Origin of the sequence: Sphingomonas sorbitolis (assembly GCF_036663875.1) — a bacterium.
Taxonomy (GTDB): domain Bacteria; phylum Pseudomonadota; class Alphaproteobacteria; order Sphingomonadales; family Sphingomonadaceae; genus Sphingomonas.
Map to the genome: position 1 here is coordinate 82,580 of NZ_JAXOJS010000004.1, position 14,773 is coordinate 97,352.

14 protein-coding genes are annotated in these 14,773 nt (G+C 65.2%); 8 read left to right on the forward strand and 6 right to left on the reverse strand.

The features are described from left to right. Positions 1 to 3 precede the first annotated feature (3 nt). Together U1763_RS12490 and U1763_RS12495 are read right to left on the reverse strand one after the other, a co-directional pair. Complete coding sequence (locus U1763_RS12490) at positions 4 to 1,599, reverse strand: carboxyl transferase domain-containing protein (protein ID WP_332755464.1); 1,596 nt, start codon at positions 1,597 to 1,599, stop codon at positions 4 to 6. Next, positions 1,599 to 2,768, reverse strand: coding sequence for an isovaleryl-CoA dehydrogenase (locus U1763_RS12495; protein WP_332755465.1), 1,170 nt, complete (start codon positions 2,766 to 2,768; stop codon positions 1,599 to 1,601). Before U1763_RS12495 ends, U1763_RS12490 begins: the two co-directional genes overlap by 1 nt. A 93-nt stretch (positions 2,769 to 2,861) precedes the next feature. Between U1763_RS12495 and U1763_RS12500 the strand changes: the two genes are divergently transcribed. Then, the gene (locus U1763_RS12500; RefSeq protein WP_332755466.1) at positions 2,862 to 3,740 is read left to right on the forward strand and encodes a LysR family transcriptional regulator; all 879 of its coding nucleotides are present in this window, start codon (positions 2,862 to 2,864) and stop codon (positions 3,738 to 3,740) included. A 52-nt stretch (positions 3,741 to 3,792) separates the two neighbouring features. On the opposite strand, the gene U1763_RS12505 is transcribed toward U1763_RS12500, so the two are convergent. Continuing rightward, a complete protein-coding gene (locus tag U1763_RS12505) occupies positions 3,793 to 4,821 on the reverse strand; it encodes a GlxA family transcriptional regulator (RefSeq protein ID WP_332755467.1) in 1,029 nt (342 codons plus the stop codon). 264 nt (positions 4,822 to 5,085) lie between these two features. Between U1763_RS12505 and U1763_RS12510 the strand changes: the two genes are divergently transcribed. Together U1763_RS12510 and U1763_RS12515 are read left to right on the forward strand one after the other, a co-directional pair. Beyond that, a complete protein-coding gene (locus tag U1763_RS12510) occupies positions 5,086 to 5,913 on the forward strand; it encodes an alpha/beta fold hydrolase (RefSeq protein ID WP_132737829.1) in 828 nt (275 codons plus the stop codon). Between the two features lie 96 nt (positions 5,914 to 6,009). Next, a complete protein-coding gene (locus U1763_RS12515; protein WP_332755468.1) occupies positions 6,010 to 6,705 on the forward strand; it encodes an HD domain-containing protein in 696 nt (231 codons plus the stop codon). 80 nt (positions 6,706 to 6,785) lie between these two features. Here U1763_RS12515 and U1763_RS12520 read toward each other — a convergent pair whose 3' ends face one another. Continuing rightward, a complete protein-coding gene (locus U1763_RS12520) occupies positions 6,786 to 8,066 on the reverse strand; it encodes an MFS transporter (protein WP_332755469.1) in 1,281 nt (426 codons plus the stop codon). 227 nt (positions 8,067 to 8,293) lie between these two features. Here U1763_RS12520 and U1763_RS12525 point away from each other — a divergent pair, with 227 nt between their 5' ends. Together U1763_RS12525 and U1763_RS12530 are read left to right on the forward strand one after the other, a co-directional pair. Continuing rightward, entirely contained in the window at positions 8,294 to 9,442 is a 1,149-nt protein-coding gene (locus U1763_RS12525) for a metallophosphoesterase (RefSeq protein WP_332755470.1), read from the forward strand. Between the two features lie 79 nt (positions 9,443 to 9,521). Next, the gene (locus U1763_RS12530) at positions 9,522 to 10,772 is read left to right on the forward strand and encodes an arsenic transporter (protein ID WP_332755471.1); all 1,251 of its coding nucleotides are present in this window, start codon (positions 9,522 to 9,524) and stop codon (positions 10,770 to 10,772) included. Positions 10,773 to 10,821: 49 nt separating this feature from the next. Here the strand turns inward: U1763_RS12530 and wrbA are convergent, their stop codons facing one another. Both wrbA and U1763_RS12540 read right to left on the reverse strand, forming a co-directional pair. Beyond that, the gene (gene wrbA, locus U1763_RS12535) at positions 10,822 to 11,424 is read right to left on the reverse strand and encodes an NAD(P)H:quinone oxidoreductase (RefSeq protein ID WP_332755472.1); all 603 of its coding nucleotides are present in this window, start codon (positions 11,422 to 11,424) and stop codon (positions 10,822 to 10,824) included. Between the two features lie 122 nt (positions 11,425 to 11,546). After that, complete coding sequence (locus tag U1763_RS12540) at positions 11,547 to 12,266, reverse strand: pirin family protein (RefSeq protein WP_332755473.1); 720 nt, start codon at positions 12,264 to 12,266, stop codon at positions 11,547 to 11,549. Positions 12,267 to 12,512: 246 nt separating this feature from the next. Between U1763_RS12540 and U1763_RS12545 the strand changes: the two genes are divergently transcribed. The 3 genes from U1763_RS12545 (at position 12,513) to ctrA (ending at position 14,742) form a co-directional block, all read left to right on the forward strand. Further along, positions 12,513 to 13,406, forward strand: a complete 894-nt coding sequence (locus tag U1763_RS12545; RefSeq protein ID WP_132896179.1) for a LysR family transcriptional regulator — start codon at positions 12,513 to 12,515, stop codon at positions 13,404 to 13,406. A gap of 111 nt (positions 13,407 to 13,517) precedes the next feature. Next, complete coding sequence (locus U1763_RS12550) at positions 13,518 to 13,775, forward strand: hypothetical protein (protein WP_332755474.1); 258 nt, start codon at positions 13,518 to 13,520, stop codon at positions 13,773 to 13,775. Between the two features lie 265 nt (positions 13,776 to 14,040). Continuing rightward, positions 14,041 to 14,742 carry a response regulator transcription factor CtrA gene (gene ctrA / locus U1763_RS12555; RefSeq protein WP_055872989.1) on the forward strand — a complete coding sequence of 234 codons (702 nt, stop codon included), beginning with the start codon at positions 14,041 to 14,043 and terminating at the stop codon, positions 14,740 to 14,742. The last annotated feature ends 31 nt before the right edge of the window (positions 14,743 to 14,773 follow it).

Below are 14,773 nucleotides of genomic sequence, written 5' to 3' on the forward strand. Positions count from 1 at the left end.
CCATCACATCCGGAACAGGCCGAACTGCGCGCGCTCGGGGATCGGCGGGTTCAGCGTGGCGGAAAGGGCGAGACCGAGCACATCGCGGGTCTGCGCGGGGTCGATGATCCCGTCGTCCCACAGCCGCGCGGTGGCGTAATAGGGATTGCCCTCGTCCTCGTATTTCTGGCGGACCGGCGCCTTGAAGGCCTCAGCCTGCTCCGGCGTCCAGCTGTCCGCGTCGCGGTGGACGGTCGCCAGCACGCTCGCCGCCTGCTCGCCGCCCATCACCGAGATCCGCGCATTGGGCCAGGTGAACAGGAAACGCGGGGCAAACGCACGCCCGCACATCCCGTAATTCCCCGCGCCGAAGCTGCCGCCGATGAGGACGGTGATCTTGGGCACCGACGCGGTCGCCACCGCGGTCACCAGTTTGGCGCCGTTCTTGGCGATCCCCTCCGCCTCGTATTTGCCGCCGACCATGAAGCCCGAGATGTTCTGCAGAAACAGCAACGGCACGCGGCGCTGGCAGGCGAGTTCGATGAAATGCGCACCCTTCAGAGCGGATTCCGAAAACAGCACGCCGTTGTTGGCGAGGATCGCAACCGGCATCCCCCAGATCTTCGCGAATCCGCACACCAACGTGGTGCCGTATAACGCCTTGAACTCGTGGAACTCCGAGTCGTCGACGATCCGCGCGATCACCTCGCGCACGTCATAGGGTGCGCGAACGTCCTGCGGCACGATGCCGTACAGCTCCGCCGGATCGTATTTGGGCGCGCGCGGGGTGGCGATCTCGATGTCGACGGTCTTCGGATGGTTGAGCGTCGCGACGATATCGCGGACGATCAGCAGCGCGTGCTCGTCAGTCTCCGCGACATGATCGACCACGCCCGACTTGCGGCCATGCGTTTCCGCGCCGCCCAGTTCCTCGGCCGAGATCACCTCGCCTGTCGCCGCCTTCACCAGCGGCGGGCCGGCGAGGAAGATCGTCCCCTGGTTGCGGACGATCACGCTCTCGTCCGACATCGCCGGCACATAGGCGCCGCCCGCGGTGCAGCTTCCCATCACGCAGGCGATCTGCGCGATGCCCTCGGCGGACATCTGCGCCTGGTTGAAGAAGATCCGGCCAAAGTGATCGCGGTCGGGAAACACCTCCGCCTGATGCGGCAGATTGGCGCCGCCGCTATCGACCAAATAGATGCACGGCAGGCGGTTTTCGCGCGCGATCTCCTGCGCGCGCAGATGCTTCTTCACGGTCATCGGATAATAGGCGCCGCCCTTCACGGTGGCGTCGTTCGCGACGATCATGCACTCGCGCCCCGACACGCGACCGATCCCGGCGATCATCCCCGCACCGGGCGCGCCGTCGTCGTACATGCCGTTCGACGCCAGCGCGCCGACCTCCAGGAACGGCGATCCCGGATCGAGCAACCGCTCGACGCGGTCGCGCGGCAACAGCTTCCCGCGTGACACATGCCGCGCACGATGCTGTTCCGACCCACCCAAGGCGGTCTTCGCGATGGTTGCTCGCAGCGTCTCCGCCAGCGCCCGGTTATGCGCGGCGTTCGCCTGGAACGCCTCGGACGTCGCATCGACCTGTGTCGTGAGCGTCGGCATTACTGGGCCTTAGGCGCGTCGTGGCCGATCAGCTCGCGCCCGACCAGCATCCGGCGGACCTCGTTCGTCCCCGCACCGATATCGAGCAGCTTGGCGTCGCGCCAATACCGCTCGACCGGCCAGTCCTTGGTATAGCCCGCCCCGCCCAGCGCCTGGATCGCCTCGTTCGCGACCTTCACCGCGTTCTCGGACGCCAGCAGGATACAGCCCGCGGCATCGAACCGCGTCGTCTGGCCCGCGTCGCACGCCTTGGCGACGGCATAGACATACGCGCGCGACGAATTGAGCGCGACGTACATGTCCGCGATTTTCGCCTGCATCAGCTGGAACTCGCCGATCGGCCGGCCGAACTGCTTGCGCTCGCGAACGTAAGGAAGCACCACGTCGAGACAGGCCTGCATGATCCCGAGCTGGATGCCCGACAGCACCACGCGCTCGTAATCCAGCCCCGACATCAGCACGCCGACGCCGCCGTTGAGCGGGCCCATCACTTGGCTCTCCGCCACGAAGCAATCGTCGAACACGAGTTCGGCGGTCGGCGATCCGCGCATCCCGACCTTGTCGATTTTCTGCCCGATCGAGAAACCGGCGAAATCCTTCTCGATCAGGAACGCGGTGATGCCCTTCGATCCGGCGTCGGGGATCGTCTTGGCGTACACGACCAGCGTGTCAGCATAGGTCGCGTTGGTGATCCAGAACTTGGTGCCGTTCAGCCGCCAGCCGCTATCGACCTTGTCCGCACGCAGCTTCATCGACACGACGTCCGAGCCCGCGCCCGCTTCCGACATGGCAAGGCTGCCGACATGCTCGCCGGAGATCAGCTTGGGCAGGTACTTCGCCTTCTGTTCCGCATTGCCCCAACGGCGGATCTGGTTGACGCACAGGTTCGAATGCGCGCCATAGCTGAGCCCGACCGATGCGGACGACCGGCTGATCTCCTCGCACGCGATCAGATGCTCGAGATAGCCAAGCCCGAGCCCGCCATCCTTTTCCTCGACGGTGATGCCATGCAGCCCGAGCGCGCCCATTTCGGGCCATAGCTCGCGGGGAAAACTGTCCTCGGCATCGATGCGCGCCGCGATCGGCTCGATCCGGTCGAGCGCGAACCGCCGCGTGGTGTCGCGGATCGTGTCGGCCATCTCGCCGAGCCCGAAATTCAGGTCTGCCATCATCGTCTCCTGTCGATCTTTTGACGACTATCTACGGGATTGCCCGATCGCTGGAAAATTGAAAGATCGCGATCAACGCTATAGATAACGCCTATGATCGATCGCTATCATCTGCGGTATTTCCTATCCGTCATCGATACCGGCAACTTCTCGCGTGCCGCCGCTGCCTGCAACGTGTCGCAGCCCACCCTGTCGGTCGGGATCGCCAAGCTCGAAACCGCGCTGGGCCACCCGCTGTTCAACCGCACCAACCGACGCGTCGCGCTGACCGATGCCGGCGCGCGGCTAGTCTCCCATGCCCGCACGATCGAGGCGACCTTCGCCGCTGCCGAACGCGAGGTGATCGGCACGCCGACCCAGCAGACGCTGCGGCTCGGCGTGCTGGCGACGACGCCGCGCCGCTGGATCGAGGATTTCCTCCGCGAACACCGGTCGCGCGGCGCCGGCAGCCAGATCGAGATCGTCGAGGGCAAGGAGCGCGACCTGCGCGAGCGGCTTGCGCGCGGCCGGATCGACGTCGCGCTGATGCTGCTGCGCGACGGTGACGACTACGCCAGCCAGCGGCTCTTCACCGAAGGCTACAGTCTTGCGCTAGGCGTGTCGCACCCGCTTGCGGGTCGCGACGTGATCCGCGCGGAGGAACTCGGCAACGATCCCATGATCGTCCGTCGCCACTGCGAACTGCTGCCCGAGACCAGCCGCTTCTTTACGACGCGGGGCGTGCGCCCGGTGTTCGCGTCGCGCACGACCAGCGACGACAAGGCGCTGAGCTATGTCCGCGCGGGCCTCGGCATCACGGTGATGCCCGATTGTTTCGGCGAACCCGGCATCGTCCGAGCACATCTTGAGGGCTTCGACTTCACGCGCGACATCGGCCTCGTCTTCGCCCCGCACGCCGACCCGAACGAGCTCGCGCAATCCCCCACGATCACGGCGCTGGTCGCAGCGGTTCATCCCGACGAAACGCGCTGACTATCGGCAGGTCGCGCACCATGTCCCGTTCCGTGCGACCATGCATTGGCGTTCAGGGCTGCAAGCCGGCGGCGTGACCAAATCGCTTTCGATAGTCCCGCGGGCTTAACCCCATCAGTTTGGAAAATGTCAGGCGGAACGACCCCGGATCGCCATACCCGACATCATACGCGACCTGGTTGATCGGCGTCGTCGTCGTCTCCAGCATCTCCCGGGCCTTTTCGATCCGCAGGCGCTGGTGATATTCGTTCGGCCGCAATCCCGTGGCCCCATGGAACCGCCGCGCGAACGTACGCAATTCGAGCCCCGACCAACCAGCCATGTCGGTGACGCTCGCCTTGAGCGGGCCGCGCGCGTGCAAATGCCGCTGCGTCTTCAGGATCGCGGCATCGCCGTGTCCCATCTCGGGCGAGAAGGTGCTGTAGAAGCGCTGCTCCCGCCCCGGCGGATCGATCATCATGAAGCGCGCGGTCTCCATCATCGCGACAGCACCCAGCAAGCGCCGGACGACGACGAGCCCGAGGTCGGTCCATGCCATCACCCCGCCGACCGTGATCAGGTCGTCCTCCTCGGTCAGCAACGCGTCGAAATCGACCTGCACGGTGGGGAACATCGTCGCCAGATCGGGTGCGCAGATCAGGTGCGTGGTGGCGCGACGTCCGTCGAGCAGCCCCGTCTGCGCCAACAGGAACGTCCCGCCACAGATCGATCCGAGCACCGCCCCCGCCGCATGACGCGCCGTGAGCCAGTCCGACCATTTGCGGTCGGTCTCGATACCCAGCGCAGCGGTCTCGCACGGAGGAATGATGATGACGCTAGGCATGTCCGGTTGGATAGCTGCGCCTGTAACTGTGATCGCGTCGGGGACCGTATCGAAGGTCCGCATGATCCCGCCGGCGCCGGTATCGGCGAAGTGGCTGAGCCGAACGACCGGCGCATCCACGCCCAGACGCATCCGGCTCAGATCGTCGGTGATCCGGAACAGGTCGGTCAGCCCGTGGACGATACCGAGCATGACCTTGTCCCGCACGACGATGGCGATCTCCACGGGTCGGGGCGCGATGATGGTTCGGGTCGTCATTTGTCAGTTTTCCCCCGCGTTTTGTCAGTTCGGCCCGTCACGCCCGTAATAGATGCAAGTTAATACACCCATGGCGGCAACACGCCGACACTATTCGGGGATCACACCATGCCGACGCCCAAGCATTCAGGAATACAGCCACTTCTCAGTGGGTCGCGTCGCGATATTCTTTTGGGAACCGCGATCATATCCGCGCTCGCGCTTGGTGGTGAAAGCATGGCCGGTCCGCTGAAACACGGTCAACACGCTGCAGGAGACAAGACCATGAGCACGATCACCGTCAAGGATGGCACCGAAATCTTCTACAAGGAATGGGGCGCGGGGCAGCCGATCGTGTTTCATCATGGCTGGCCGCTCAGTGGCGACGACTGGGACACGCAGATGATGTTCTTCTCGCAGCAGGGCTATCGCGTGATCGCGCATGATCGTCGCGGGCATGGCCGGTCGAGCCCGGCATCCAGCGGCAACGACATGGATACCTATGCCGCCGACGTCGCGGCGGTCACCGCGCATCTGGGCTTGCGCAATGCCATCCACATCGGTCACTCGACCGGCGGTGGCGAGGCGATCCGCTATGTCGCGAAATATGGCAGCAACGGCCGCGTCGCCAAGGCGGTGCTGATCGGCGCGATCCCGCCGCGGCTCACGCGGTCGCCGACCAACCCCAATGGCGTGCCTCCCGAGGCGATCGACGGCATCCGCGCCGGCACCGCCGCCAATCGCGCGGACTTCTACAACGGATTCGCGACCGGCCCGTTCTACGGTTTCAACCGCGCCGGCGCCAAAATCCTGCCCGCCGTCTCCGCCAACTGGATGCGGCAGGCGATGGTCGGCGACATCAAGGCGCAATATGACTGCATCACCGCGTTCGCCGACACCGACTTCACCGCCGATCTGCAATCGATCGACCAGCCCGTGCTGATCCTGCACGGCGAGGACGACCAGGTCTGCCCGATCGATACGACCGGGCGGATGGCGGTCAAGCTGCTCAAGAACGGCTCGATCAAGACCTATCCCGGCTATCCGCACGGCATGGCAACGATCCACGCCGATGTGCTGAACCCGGATATCCTGGCGTTCATCCGTAGCTGAGCGGGACGGCGGACGGGTTATTCCCCCGTCCGCCAACCGATAGATCCTGTTCGTCCATCACGCCGCCGCGTTGCGCGGGCGCGCGGGAGACTCGCCATGTCCTCGACCCTGCCAGACGCCGCGATCCTCGCGGTCGTATCCGACCCGCTATCGCACGGCCAGCTACGCGCCCGGTTCGCCGATCTCATTGAGACACCGGCAATCCTGAAGGCGTTCGACTTCGCACGTGATCGCATGTCACCGGTGCTGTTCAACCACGTCACCCGATCCTGGATATTCGCGGCCAAGATCGGCGCGCGGCGCAACGAACCGTTCGACGCCGAGATCGTCGCGGTGACCACCCTGCTCCACGACCTGGGCTTTACCGCGCACGGCAAGGGCCCACACCGGTTCGAGGTCAACGGCGCCAACGTCGCGCGCGCGTTCGTGCGCGACCTGGGATTCGATGATCGCCGCGCGCAGCTCGTATGGGATGGGATCGCGCCGCACGTCACCCACTCGATCAGCCTGTTCAAGGAGACCGAAGTCGCCTTGTCATCGCGCGGTATCGGCGTGGATTTTGGAACCGCGGACTACGCCACGCTGGATCCGGCCGAGATCGCCGCGGTGATCGATGCGGTCCCTCGGCTCGACTTCAAGACCGAGTTCGCCAGTTGCGCAATCGCCATGGCAACAACCCAACCGGAGTCGACTTACGACACCTTTATCCGCGACTTCGGCGACCGCTATCTCCCCGATTACCACGCCCCGTCATGGGTGGACGCGATCGCCGCCGGCCCTTTTGCGGAATAACTGCCCCTGCCCCGGGGCTCTCATCACGCTCGAACACGTGGGCCGAGCCGCTAAAGCGCGAAGCCAGCCACGATCCACGTTTAGGACGTGAGCTTGTCCTTGGTCTCGGGCATCGCCAGCACGTACAGCCCCAGCCCCAGCGCGGCGATCGTTGCGAGTGTCAGGAAGCTGACGGTGTAGCCCGCCCAAACGATGATCGCGCCCGCCAGAGTCGCCGACAGCGCCGCGCCCAAACCCTGCGCACTCGCCACCGCGCCCTGGCTGACGTTGAAGCGGCCGGTGCCCTTGGTCAGGTCGGCGATCACAACCGGGAACAACGCGCCGAAGATCCCTGCGCCGACGCCGTCCAGCGCCTGCACGCCGACCAGCCACCATGGATTGTCCGACACGGTGTACAGCGCACCGCGCGCGGCGAGAAATGCGAAGGCGACCAGGAACAGCGGCTTGGTCCCCCAGCGATCGGTGTTCCGCCCGACGACGATCGCGACCGGCACCATCACCAGCTGCGCCGCGACGATGCAGGCGGCAGTAAGCGAGGTTGCCTGATCCTTGCCGACGGTCCGCGCGAGCAGCTGGCTGACCGAGGTCAGCATCGCCGCGTTGGCGAGGTGGAACAGGAACGCGGTCAGCGCGAAGATCATCAGCGGCTTGTTCTCGAGCAAGGCCTTCCACCCGCTCGGCTGCTCGCAATCGTCGTCGCCCTCGTCGGGTTCGCAATCGAGCCCGCGCGCGACCGCATTGTCGATATCCTCGTTCTTCAGGCGCGACGCACTGATGATGCTGGCGACGGTCAACCCGCCCATCAGCCAGAACACGACGACCGGGCCGAACTTCCACGCGAGAACGCCCGCCAGCGCCGCCGACACCGCGTTGCCGGCGTGGTTGAACGCCTCGTTGCGGCCGACGCGCTTGGCGAACAGCTTGGGTCCGACCAGCCCGAGCGTGATCGCCGAGATCGCGGGGGCGAACACCGCGCCGGCGATCGCCGCGATCGACTGCGTCACGGCGACCGCGGTAAAGCCGCTGACGACCGGCAGCGAGATGCTGCTGAGCGTGACGAGCAACGCAGCGATCATCACGATCCGGGGTTTGTTCTTGGCGCGGTCGATCAGGCTGCCGGCCGGGGTCTGCGAGATCAGCCCTACGATCCCGGCGATCGTGAGGATCGCGCCGACGGTCGCTTCGTTCCAGCCATGCGCGGGCCCACGCACCGCGATCAGGTAGATCGCCAGATACGGCCCGAGACCATCGCGGACGTCGGCCAGAAAGAAGTTCAGCGCGTCGAGGGTCCGCGTGGGGACCTTGCCGGACTGCCCGCTTCCACTTGTGATTTCGGGCGCCTTGTCCGCGGTAGTGGCCATCAAGAGTCCTTCGAAGTCGCTTTTCGTCGAGCGCTAAAGATCTGGCCGGCGGCAAAGTTTCCGATGCCGAAGAATATATACGATCCGCTTTTTTCCAATGATCTCGTAGGTTAAACCGAAACTGAACGAGCAGGTTCAGGTTCAAATCATGAAGAAAATGTCACGGAACGATGCCTTCATCGTTGCGCTTGGCTGCGAAAGGCAGAAATGACTTGAAAGCAACTATAATGGCAGGATGCCTGACCTGGATTCACTTTGGCGACCTGCATGTCGACGACGCCGATGGGTATGAAGGACTGTCGCGATTTCGCGCACTTGTGGCGACGGCGCAGGCGCATATGGGTCGGGGGCCTGAGGGCAGCGCCGTCGATTTCGCATTCCTGCCGGGCGACAATGCCAATCACGGGACGGACGACCAATATGCGCGGATCGCCGACGCGATGACCGGGCTGTCGCTTCCCTGGCATGTGCTGGCAGGCGATCATGATTTCGAACCCGGCGACCTGACCGCAATGCATGCGATCACGACCAACTTGGCGCCCTATGCCGTCACGATGAACGGCTATCGTTGCCTGTTCCTCGATATCGTATCCGCCGGTGACGGTGGCCCCGATTTTCGGATCGACCCCGACCAGCGGCGGTGGATCGAACGCGAACTGAGCGCCGCGACCGCCGCCGGTTTGCGCAGCGCCGTGTTCATGCATGCGTATCCAGGTGATCTGCGCGACGACCCGGACGGGATTGCCGGGCTGTTCGCCGCACACCGCGTCGCGTTCGTCGATACCGGGCACACGCATTACAACGAGCTGCTCAACGATGGCCGCGTCGTCTATGGCGCGACGCGCTCGACCGGCCAGATCGAAGAGGGCGCACCGGGGTTCTCGGTCGTAACGCTCGACGACGGCGTGCCGAGCTGGCGGTTCCAGGCGATCGACGATCCTTGGCCTTTGGTGCAGATCACCGCGCCCGCCGATCGTCGCCTGATCACCGATCCGGATCACTTAGGCCATGTCCCGAACGGGTCCTTCGTCGTTCGCGCCAAGATCTTCGGCCACCCTGCCCCGACCCAAGCCTTCGCCCGGCTCGACGATGGCGTCGCGGTCGCGATGACGCGCAACGAAGCGGGGCTGTGGGAAGCGACGATCGACGGTGCCGCCGATGGTCTACACCGGCTGACAGTCCGCAGCGATGGCGGTGAGGACGTGATCGAGATTCTCGTCCGCGCGCCTCGGCCCGTCGACCGCCCCGGACCACCGCGTCTCAAGCGCAATCCGCCAACTGCCCTGGGCCGCGACGTCCACGCCATTGGCGCATGGCCTGAGCGTGGGATCGACGGTGCGCAGCGTGGCCCGAACAAGAACGGCCTGGACTGGTGATCCGCATGACGAGCGACCATGCTCTAGCCGCACGACAGATGGTTTCTAACGGGGTACCCCATACGTGACACACCCCGACATGGTGGCCCGGTACGCGATCTGGGCGATCTGCTTCATCGCGACGTTCGGCGTCATTACCCGGCCGTTCAAGCTTCCCGAAGCGGTGTGGGCCGTGACCAGCGCGGTCGTGCTCATCGTGTTCGGCCTGCTGCCGATCGGCGATGCGTGGACCGCAGTGCTGAAAGGCGGCGACGTCTATCTGTTCCTGATCGGCATGATGCTGCTGTCCGAGGTGGCGCGCGCGGAAGGGCTGTTCGACTGGGTCGCGGTGCACGCCGTCCAGATGGCGAAGGGCTCGACCAGCCGGCTGTTCGCGCTGGTGTTCGGCGTCGGCATCGTCGTCACGACGTTCCTGTCGAACGATGCGACCGCGGTCGTGCTCACGCCGGCGGTCTATGCCGCGGCGAAGAAGGCGAAGGCGGATCCGCTGCCGATGCTGTTCGCGTGCGCGCTGATCGCCAATGCGGCGAGCTTCGTGCTGCCGATCTCGAACCCCGCCAATCTCGTACTGTACGGTGGCCAGATGCCGACGCTCGGCGCGTGGATGGCGTCGTTCGCGCTGCCGTCGGTGATGGCGATCGGCGTGACGTTCGCGATGTTGCGCTGGGTCGAGCGCGAGCGGCTCGGCGGGACGTGCGAGACCGACGTAGAAACCACCAGGCTACCACGTGGCGGGCTGGTCGCGCTCGGCGGGATTGTCGCGACCGCGGTGCTGCTGATCGTCGCGTCGGCCCGCGGCTATGATCTCGGGCTGCCGACGTGCCTGGCGGGCATCGCGACCACCGCGGCGATCTGCATCGGTGGCCGCAAATCGCCGGTGACGACGCTGCGATCGGTGTCGTGGGCAGTGCTGCCGCTCGTAGCGGGGCTGTTCGTGCTGGTCGAGGCGCTGGCGAGCACCGGCGTGATCGCGATGCTTGCGCGCTGGCTGGCGGAGGGCGCTGCACATTCGCCAGCGGCAACTGCCGGGATCGCAGGAACGATCTTGGCGTTCGGATCGAACCTGATGAACAACCTGCCCGCCGGACTGATCGCCAGTACCACGCTTGGTCAGGCGCATGTCCCGCAGATCGTCACCGACGGGTTGCTGATCGGCGTCGACATCGGGCCTAACCTGTCGATCACCGGCTCGCTGGCAACGATCCTGTGGCTCACCGCGATCCGTCGCGAAGGCGAGGATGTCGGCTTCTGGCGCTTCCTGAAGGTGGGCGCGGTTGTCATGCCACCCGCCCTGTTCGCCGCGCTGGGCGCGCGCCTGCTGATCGGCTGATCGCAAGCGCAAAACGACGCGGGCGTTGTCGCCCGCGTCGCGTCTCGGTTCAGGCGCTCAGCTTGGCCGCGGTCTCGGCGATCCGCTTGCCCTGATAGCGGGCGCCACCGAGCTCTTCCTTGCTCGGCATACGGCTGCCGTCGCCGTCCGAGATCGTCGTCGCACCGTAGGGCGAGCCGCCCTTGACCGTGTCGACGCCCATCTGCGCCTGGAAGCCGTAATCGAGCCCGACGATCGTCATGCCGTGATGGATCAGGTTGGTGATGATCGAGAACAACGTCGTTTCCTGCCCACCATGCTGGCTGGCGGTCGAGGTGAACGCGCCGCCGACCTTGCCGATCAGCGCGCCCGAGAACCACTGGCCACCGGTCGTGTCCCAGAACTGCGCCATCTGCGCGGGCATCCGGCCGAAGCGGGTCGGTGCGCCGACGATGATCGCGTTATACTGTTCTAGCGCGGCGGGGCCTTCGATCTCGGCATGCGCGGTGTCGGTCTTGAAGTGCGCGGCTTCGACTACCGACTGCGGTGCGGTTTCGGCGACGCGGCGGATATCGACCTCGGCACCACCGGCGCGCGCGCCCTCGGCGACGGCATCCGCCATCTGCTCGATATGGCCGTAGGACGAGTAATACAGCACGAGAACCTTGGTCATTGTCAGTCTCCTGGAAAGTCCGTCACCCCAGCGGACGCTGGGGTCTTCATGAGGCGAGTGCGGCGGCCCGAACCGGGATACCCCAGCGTTCGCTGGGGTGACGGTTAGGTTGCCGCGCGAGTTTATTCCGAGTCGACCAGAACGATCTCGGCATCATCCTGTGCCGTGATCGTGACAGTCTGACCGCCGAGCAGCGCCGCACCGTCGCGTGCGCCGAACGCTTCGTCGCCGATCGTGATCGCGCCGGTCGCAGGCACCAGATACACGTGCCGCCCCTCGCCAATCGCATAGTTGACGCTGTCGCCGGCCTTCAACGTCGCCGCCAGGACACGGGCATTCGCGCGGATCGGCAAGGCATCGCCGTCCCCTTCGAACCCACTCGCGAGCGTCACGAACTGCCCCGAGCGTTCGCCCTTAGGGAATGGCTTGGCACCCCAGCTCGGCGAACCGCCCTTGCGCGAAGGTTCGATCCAGATCTGGAAGATCGTCGTCGTCTCGGGCTCGAGGTTATACTCGGCATGGCGGACGCCGGTGCCGGCGCTCATCACCTGGACGTCGCCCGCTTCGGTACGCCCTTTGTTGCCGAGCGAGTCCTGATGCGTGATCGCGCCGCTGCGGACATAGGTGATGATCTCCATGTCCTGGTGCGGATGCGGCGGGAAGCCCGAATTCGCGGCGATCTGGTCGTCGTTCCACACCCGGATCGCGCCCCAGCCCATCCGCGCGGGGTCATAGTAGCTAGCGAACGAGAAATGGTGACGCGCATTAAGCCAGCCATGATCGGCATGGCCGAGGCTTTCGAAGGGGCGGCGGTCGATCTTGGTCATCGTCGTGGTCGTCATGAAATGTCTCCACTGGTTGCAGCCAAGATAAGCGCGGCGATAGGAACGTAAATAGAAACGCTGGAAACCGATCGTTTCGGTGCTAGCGTAGCGGGTAGGATTTAATCCTCCCCCGCCAGGGGGAGGTGGCTGGCACTTGCCAGACGGAGGGGGAGGCAGGCGCTACGTCTGTTGCGTGTCCTCCCCCTACGTCGCCTACGGCGCCACCTCCCCCTTGCGGGGGGATACAATGGAGGAGCTCCCCTTATGCGCCTGCCCGATCTCGAAGCATGGGCGATCTTCGCCAGCGTCGTCGAGCATCGCTCGTTCAGCGCCGCCGCCGATGCGATCGGGCTGAGCAAGGCGACCGTGTCGAAGGCGATCACCCGGCTGGAGGCGCATCTCGGCCAGTCGCTGTTCCACCGCACCTCGCGCAGGCTCGCGCTGACCGAGGCCGGCAAGCCGCTCGCCGAGCACGCCGCGCGCATCCTCGCCGAAGCGCGGCTTGCGGAGGAATCTGCCAACGACGCGGCCAGCGCGCCGACCGGCCGCGTCCGCCTCGCCGCGCCGATGAGCTTCGGCATCACCAACGTCGCGCCCTTGCTCGCCGAATTCCTCGCCGCGCATCCGGGGATCGAGGTCGACCTGCACCTGTCGGACGCGCGCGTCGACATCGTCGCCGAAGGGTTCGACGTCGCACTGCGTATCGCCGAACTCCCCGACAGTTCGCTCCGCGCGCGCAGGCTGTGCACGATCCAGGCGCATCTCGTCGCAGCGCCGCGCTATCTCGAAGCCCATGGTACGCCGACACATCCCGCGCAACTCGGCGAACACAAGCTGTTCGGCTATTCCAACGTCGTCGGACCCTGGCGCTTTCAGGGCCCAGGCGGCGCGGAGGTTTCGGTGCGCGCACACGGGCCGTTGACCGCCAATAGCGGCGAGGCGATCATACCGGCGTTGGTCGCAGGGCTCGGGATCGCGCGACTTCCCGATTTCATCATCGACGCGTATCTCGCCACGGGCGCGCTCACGACGATCCTGTGCGACTGGGCGCCTGCCCCGATCGGGTTACATCTTCTGACCCCACCCAGTCCGCTCCGCCCCGCCCGTGTCGAAGCACTGATAGAGTTCCTGACGCGGCGACTGCGCGACCCGCTCTGAACGCACAGCATGCGCGGCTGCGATTCAGCGGCGCGACTCGTCCCGGCCCCGGCTCGCCCTGACGCGGCCCAGAGCTCACTCCGGGTCAGATCGGCATCCTTATGCGGTGACGTGCCGTTCCTGGCGTCGCTTCAAATCGACGTCGGCGCCGAGCGTCGATATGCGCGCAACCGCCAGCGATCGAGATTTTCCTTGTCCACCATCGTTACCGCCGCCGACTATGAGCGGTTGGCCGACGCGGAGCTCAATGCCGCCGCGATTGCCGATACCCTCTCCCAACGTCGGGCGCATCTTGATCAGGCATCGGTCTACGCGACGCTCAGCGAAACGACTCGCCATGACGTCGACCGACAGACAGCACGCGGTTGATGAAATAATTGCTGATGTCGCGGCACGTTTCGCGTCACGGTGCGGGCTCGCCTGGAATTATCCGCCAACCTCGCCGCAGTGCCGATCCGCCGGGCGGCTACATTTCCCCTGCGCCAGAGCGCGCGTCGATTTGGCCCGCCACCGTACAGGGCCGCGAGCCTTAGTTCGAAATTAACCTTTTGCCTTCAGATGTTGTGTGGTTAATAAATCGAAGTCGAGCTGCTGACATGGGGTGTCGGGCGGTCTCGCGAAAAGGGGACGACGCATGCGGGTGCTGCTGATCGAGGACGAGCCGACCACGGCGAAGGCTATCGAGCTGATGCTGACGACCGAAGGGTTCAACGTCTACATCACCGATCTCGGGGAAGAAGGCCTCGATCTGGGCAAGCTGTATGATTACGACATCATCCTGCTCGACCTAAACCTGCCCGACATGCACGGCTATGACGTGCTCAAGCGGCTGCGAGTCGCGCGCGTGTCGACGCCGGTACTGATCCTGTCGGGCGTCAACGAGATGGACTCGAAGGTTCGCAGCTTCGGCTTCGGCGCCGACGATTACGTCACCAAGCCGTTCCACCGCGAGGAACTGGTCGCGCGCATCCACGCCGTCGTCCGTCGCTCGAAGGGCCACAGCCAGTCGGTCATCCGCACCGGCAAGCTCGCGGTCAACCTCGACGCGAAGACGGTCGAAGTCGATGGCAGCCGGGTCCATCTGACCGGCAAGGAATATGCGATGCTGGAGCTGCTCTCGCTCCGCAAGGGCACCACGCTGACCAAGGAAATGTTCCTCAACCATCTTTATGGCGGGATGGACGAGCCCGAGTTGAAGATCATCGACGTGTTCATCTGCAAGCTCCGCAAGAAGCTCAGCCTGGCATGCGATGGCGAGAATTACATCGAGACCGTCTGGGGTCGCGGCTATGTGCTGCGCGAACCCGACGAGGTGCTCGAAGCACAGGTCGCGTAACTCCCCAGTTTTCGGGAGCGCTAGAGGCCGC

What these genes read in the sequence shown, in the direction of transcription:
- wrbA (WP_332755472.1), bottom strand. Translation starts at nt 11,424, where the DNA reads ATGACCAAGGTTCTCGTGCTGTATTACTCGTCCTACGGCCATATCGAG.
- U1763_RS12545 (WP_132896179.1), top strand. Translation starts at nt 12,513, where the DNA reads ATGCGCCTGCCCGATCTCGAAGCATGGGCGATCTTCGCCAGCGTCGTC.
- ctrA (WP_055872989.1), top strand. Translation starts at nt 14,041, where the DNA reads ATGCGGGTGCTGCTGATCGAGGACGAGCCGACCACGGCGAAGGCTATC.
- U1763_RS12515 (WP_332755468.1), top strand. Translation starts at nt 6,010, where the DNA reads ATGTCCTCGACCCTGCCAGACGCCGCGATCCTCGCGGTCGTATCCGAC.
- U1763_RS12510 (WP_132737829.1), top strand. Translation starts at nt 5,086, where the DNA reads ATGAGCACGATCACCGTCAAGGATGGCACCGAAATCTTCTACAAGGAA.
- U1763_RS12530 (WP_332755471.1), top strand. Translation starts at nt 9,522, where the DNA reads ATGGTGGCCCGGTACGCGATCTGGGCGATCTGCTTCATCGCGACGTTC.
- U1763_RS12520 (WP_332755469.1), bottom strand. Translation starts at nt 8,066, where the DNA reads ATGGCCACTACCGCGGACAAGGCGCCCGAAATCACAAGTGGAAGCGGG.
- U1763_RS12500 (WP_332755466.1), top strand. Translation starts at nt 2,862, where the DNA reads ATGATCGATCGCTATCATCTGCGGTATTTCCTATCCGTCATCGATACC.
- U1763_RS12495 (WP_332755465.1), bottom strand. Translation starts at nt 2,768, where the DNA reads ATGGCAGACCTGAATTTCGGGCTCGGCGAGATGGCCGACACGATCCGC.
- U1763_RS12490 (WP_332755464.1), bottom strand. Translation starts at nt 1,599, where the DNA reads ATGCCGACGCTCACGACACAGGTCGATGCGACGTCCGAGGCGTTCCAG.
- U1763_RS12505 (WP_332755467.1), bottom strand. Translation starts at nt 4,821, where the DNA reads ATGACGACCCGAACCATCATCGCGCCCCGACCCGTGGAGATCGCCATC.
- U1763_RS12525 (WP_332755470.1), top strand. Translation starts at nt 8,294, where the DNA reads ATGGCAGGATGCCTGACCTGGATTCACTTTGGCGACCTGCATGTCGAC.
- U1763_RS12540 (WP_332755473.1), bottom strand. Translation starts at nt 12,266, where the DNA reads ATGACGACCACGACGATGACCAAGATCGACCGCCGCCCCTTCGAAAGC.